This window comes from Vibrio sp. (genome assembly GCF_984391705.1).
The window spans coordinates 1-4,509 of the sequence record NZ_CFHWOM010000113.1; the positions used below are offsets into that span (position 1 = coordinate 1).

At 44.2% G+C, this 4,509-nt stretch carries 4 protein-coding genes and 1 pseudogene; all 5 read left to right on the plus strand.

Annotation, left to right across the window (positions count from 1 at the left end):
* Window positions 1-131: pseudogene (rho, locus tag AC4MRV_RS21570) on the plus strand (transcription termination factor Rho); the annotation flags it as partial.
* A 108-nt stretch (window positions 132-239) separates the two neighbouring features.
* Window positions 240-1,232, plus strand: coding sequence for a hypothetical protein (locus tag AC4MRV_RS21575; protein ID WP_491189337.1), 993 nt, complete (start codon window positions 240-242; stop codon window positions 1,230-1,232).
* Between the two features lie 95 nt (window positions 1,233-1,327).
* The gene (gene ubiD, locus AC4MRV_RS21580) at window positions 1,328-3,184 is read left to right on the plus strand and encodes a 4-hydroxy-3-polyprenylbenzoate decarboxylase (RefSeq protein WP_491189338.1); all 1,857 of its coding nucleotides are present in this window, start codon (window positions 1,328-1,330) and stop codon (window positions 3,182-3,184) included.
* A complete protein-coding gene (locus AC4MRV_RS21585) occupies window positions 3,181-3,450 on the plus strand; it encodes a 2Fe-2S iron-sulfur cluster-binding protein (RefSeq protein WP_038139759.1) in 270 nt (89 codons plus the stop codon). The genes ubiD and AC4MRV_RS21585 overlap by 4 nt, the downstream gene beginning before the upstream one ends.
* A gap of 14 nt (window positions 3,451-3,464) precedes the next feature.
* A complete protein-coding gene (gene fre, locus AC4MRV_RS21590; RefSeq protein WP_038193155.1) occupies window positions 3,465-4,178 on the plus strand; it encodes an NAD(P)H-flavin reductase in 714 nt (237 codons plus the stop codon).
* Window positions 4,179-4,509: the final 331 nt, after the last annotated feature.

The following is a 4,509-nucleotide window of genomic DNA, read 5'->3' on the forward strand; positions in this document are numbered from 1 at the left end:
TGCAGAAGATGTGGATCCTACGTAAGATTGTTCACCCAATGGGCGAAATCGATGCGATGGAATTCTTGATCGATAAGCTAGCGATGACGAAGACCAATGATGAGTTCTTCGACGCGATGCGCCGTCAGTAATTGCTGAAAATTTGATTCCTAAACGCCACCGCTTAGCCGGTGGCGTTTTTGTTTGCATTATCTAGTGATAACAAGCACAATGGGATTAAATGTTACAAGGAGGTTAACATGCAACAAGGAATGTTGTCGTCGGTACTCCTATCCGCATTACTTATAGGAGCACCTGCAGTCTCGGCTACAGAGATGGCACCTGCTCGAGTGGAATTGCTCTTGGAAGATGAGCAAATTCACCAAAAAGTCGCTCAGCTACTTCAATATGCCATTGAAGATAACATCGATTCTCTTAATTTTGCCCTTGAAAGACTATCTTTGCCTCAGCAAGAGGTAAGTCGCTATTTGTTGTTAAATAAGATAGAGCAACAACAAATTATACTGACTCCTAAAATGGCGCTGTTTGTCGAGCAACAAAAAGCTTTGGTTCCTACCTATCAAGTGCTTGAAAGGGGGGATGGTTATGAGTTTTCTGTTCCTGCCTTTAATTACCCTGCGATAGCCAGTCGTTTACTTAAGCAATGGCGTCAAGATCAGTCGACTCTCGATTTTGTTTTAAAAGCCGAGCGCGGTGAGTTAGATCTAAAACAATGGCTATCTGGGAATGATTACCAAGTTCAAACTAGAGAGGCTCTGCTGGTTCGAGAGCTCGATAGCTTATCCCCAGAAGCAGTCACCCAACTTGCTCAGCAACTAACGGATTCTGCAGTCGTCAGTTGGCTACCATCGTCTGAAGTGATGGTCAGGCTGGCTCAAGTTAGTGAAAGTGCAGATGTTTATAAGTTAGTCTGGTTAATGCGTGCAGACTTTAATAGTCAGCAAGAGCTCACAAGGCTTGCTTCTGTAGGCGATGAATTCTCGATTCATCAAATTATGCAAGCGTCGCAAAATCCGAGTTTGAAAGAGCATGCACTGAAAGAGCTTACGCGCATTAAACCTATGAGCAATGACGTTAAGGCTTTTTTGATTGATAGAATGGCTCTAAAAGATGACGCCCCATTTGTCGCTCAAGAGTTAGCCCGTCAGGGGTACAGTAATTGGCTTGAAGAGTTAGCGAGTCACAATCAAAAAGTACGTAGTAGTGCCATCTTAAGTGTGTTAGCTAAGTAGTTACAATTCCAATGAATAACCACATTAAAAAGAGGGATCGAATGATTCCTCTTTTTGATATACTGCCTGCAGTTTAACCAGCCATTAGAAGGCCTATGAGTTTTAAGGATTTACGTGACTTCATTGCCCATTTAGAGCAAGAAGGAAAACTGAAGCGCATTACTCACCCTGTTGATCCACATTACGAAATGACTGAGATTAGTGACCGTACTTTGCGTGCGGGTGGTCCTGCTTTGTTATTTGAAAACCCAATTGGTTATGACGTACCTGTGCTTACCAACTTATTTGGCACGCCAGAGCGCGTTGCTATAGGTATGGGGCGTAGCGAAGTTAAAGAGCTGCGTGAAGTGGGTAAATTGTTGGCTTACTTGAAAGAGCCTGAGCCGCCACGTGGTTTTAAAGACGCGATCGATAAAATCCCTGTGTTCAAACAAGTACTCAATATGCCAGCTAAAAGACTGCGTAAAGCGCCTTGCCAGGAAGTGGTTTGGCAGGGTGAAGATGTTGACCTAGATAAAATCCCAGTGATGAGTTGCTGGCAAGATGATGTCGCGCCTCTGTTAACCTGGGGTTTGACAGTGACGCGTGGCCCGCATAAGAAACGCCAGAATCTAGGTATTTACCGTCAGCAGAAGATTGGTAAAAACAAAATCATCATGCGTTGGCTAGCTCACCGTGGTGGAGCTCTTGATCTGCGTGATTGGATGGAAACCAATCCTGGAAAGCCTTTCCCTATATCCGTAGCTTTTGGTGCAGATCCGGCGACCATCTTAGGAGCGGTAACACCAGTACCAGATACATTATCTGAGTATGCATTTGCCGGCTTACTACGTGGCAGTAAAACTGAAGTCGTCAAATCGGTCAGTAACGATCTTGAAGTACCAGCAAGTGCTGAAATCGTGATGGAAGGGTATATCGATCCAAGCGAATATGCGGATGAAGGGCCTTATGGCGATCATACTGGCTACTACAACGAAAAAGAAAAGCACCACGTGTTTACCATCACGCACATTACCATGCGTAAAGATCCAATTTATCACAGTACCTACACAGGTCGTCCGCCAGATGAACCTGCGGTATTGGGCGTCGCGCTGAATGAAGTGTTCGTGCCAATTCTGCAAAAGCAGTTTCCGGAGATAGAAGATTTTTATCTACCACCAGAAGGTTGCTCGTACCGAATGGCGGTGGTAACCATGAAGAAGCAATACCCAGGTCACGCTAAGCGCGTAATGCTTGGGGTATGGTCTTTCCTACGCCAGTTTATGTATACCAAATTTGTAGTGGTATGCGATGAGAGCGTTAATGCACGTTGCTGGGACGATGTGGTCAAAGCTATGGCTGACAATATGGAGCCAGTGCGTGACACACTCATGATAGAAAATACACCTATTGATTCTCTCGATTTTGCTTCTCCTGTTGTCGGTCTTGGCTCGAAGATGGGAATGGACGCAACGATTAAATGGGATGCAGAAAACGCCACTTCGCCAGAACTGAATGCAATCTCTCCTGTTTCAGTAGATAGTGAGGCGCTCGCAAGGTTTAAATCCGATAATCCAGAGGTGGTGGATATCGCGCTGCCAAGTTCAGCACAGAATGATCGCTTTGTGATTATCTCTATGCGTAAGAACCAATCAGGCCAGTCAAGACAGCTGATGGAAAAAGTCTGGACGTGGTTAGAGCAACACACCGACAGTAAATTTGCCATCCTTTGCGATGAAGATGTCGATGTCCATGATTGGAATGATGTGATTTGGGCGATGACAACTCGTATGGATCCAGCCAGAGACACAGTACAAATTCGAGCTGAGAACGGACGCTGTTCTAAACTAGGGTTAGATGCGACAAATAAATTTGCTGGGGAAGTTGATCGAGAGTGGGGTATCCCAATTAAGAAAGACCCACAGTTAGTCGCACAAGTTGATGCTAAGTGGAGTAAGCTCGGTATATCATGAGCAAAATAATACGCTTGCAGCCTCAAGGAATTTGTTTTGAGGCGCAAGATGGGCAAACGGTGCTGGAAGCGGCGCTCAACAATAATATACGCTTTCCACATCGTTGCCAGGTTGGAGCGTGTGCAGCCTGTCTGTGCCGTAAACTTGAAGGAACAGTAAGTTACGATCTTGAACCCATGCTCACAGAGAAAGAGCAGCAACAAGGTTGGATATTTGCTTGTCAGGCAGTAGCCGAAAGTAATTTAGTACTTACTTTTGAGGAGTAAGTAAGAGGAAGACCATGACCATCCAATGTAAAGTAAAGTCTATTAAGCCGTTAGCTTGTAATACTTATCAAATTCTACTTCACCCAGAAACGCCTGTGGCATTTAAAGCAGGGCAATACCTTATGGTAGTGATGGGTGAAAAAGACAAACGTCCTTTCTCGATTGCAAGTAGCCCTTGTCGCCATGAAGGTGAGCTAGAGTTGCACATTGGTGCGGCAGAGCAGAATGCGTATGCTCTAGAAGTTGTTGAAGCAATGAAAGACGCGCTAGCAAACGGTGGTGATATTACTATCGATGCGCCACATGGTGATGCTTGGGTTCAAGAAGAAAGTGAACGTCCTATTCTTTTAATTGCGGGTGGTACAGGTTTTAGTTACGTACGCTCAATTCTGGATCACTGTGTGGCTCAAAGCTTGAATAACCAAATTCATTTGTATTGGGGGGGCCGTGATGACTGCCAACTGTATGCAAAAGAAGAGCTAGAGCAAATTGAAGCTAAACATGAAAATGTTCACTTTGTCCCTGTTGTCGAAGATGCTCCAACAGAGTGGACTGGAAAGGTCGGTAATGTGCTGCAGGCTGTAGAGCAAGATTTTGACTCTCTCGCAGAATATGACATCTATATAGCAGGGCGCTTTGAAATGGCTGGTGCTGCGCGCGAACAATTTACACAAAATAAAGGTGCGCAAAGCGATCGAATGTTCGCTGATGCCTATGCATTTATCTAAACTTAGTTAAAAAAGACCAAAAAGAGAGCAATTTGCTCTCTTTTTTTATGCTTTTGAATACAAATTCAACGAACAGTCATTTTTTCCAAATTTATTTAAAAAAGGGGTTGCGCTAGAGCAAGAACTCCCTATAATGCGCATCCACTGACACGGCAGACGTCACAAGGCTTCAGCGATAAATCAGTAAAGCCAACTAAGCAAATTTCAAATTGAAAAGTTTGAAATAAAAAATTCAAAAAAGTGTTTGACACTTGAGAATGAAACGCTAGAATGGCTGCCTCTTCCGAAGTGATGTGAGTCACAAAGAAGAAAGCTCTTTAACAATATAAAC

Coding starts and splice junctions, on each gene's coding strand:
- AC4MRV_RS21575 (WP_491189337.1), top strand. CDS start 240: ATGCAACAAGGAATGTTGTCGTCGGTACTCCTATCCGCATTACTTATA.
- ubiD (WP_491189338.1), top strand. CDS start 1,328: ATGAGTTTTAAGGATTTACGTGACTTCATTGCCCATTTAGAGCAAGAA.
- AC4MRV_RS21585 (WP_038139759.1), top strand. CDS start 3,181: ATGAGCAAAATAATACGCTTGCAGCCTCAAGGAATTTGTTTTGAGGCG.
- fre (WP_038193155.1), top strand. CDS start 3,465: ATGACCATCCAATGTAAAGTAAAGTCTATTAAGCCGTTAGCTTGTAAT.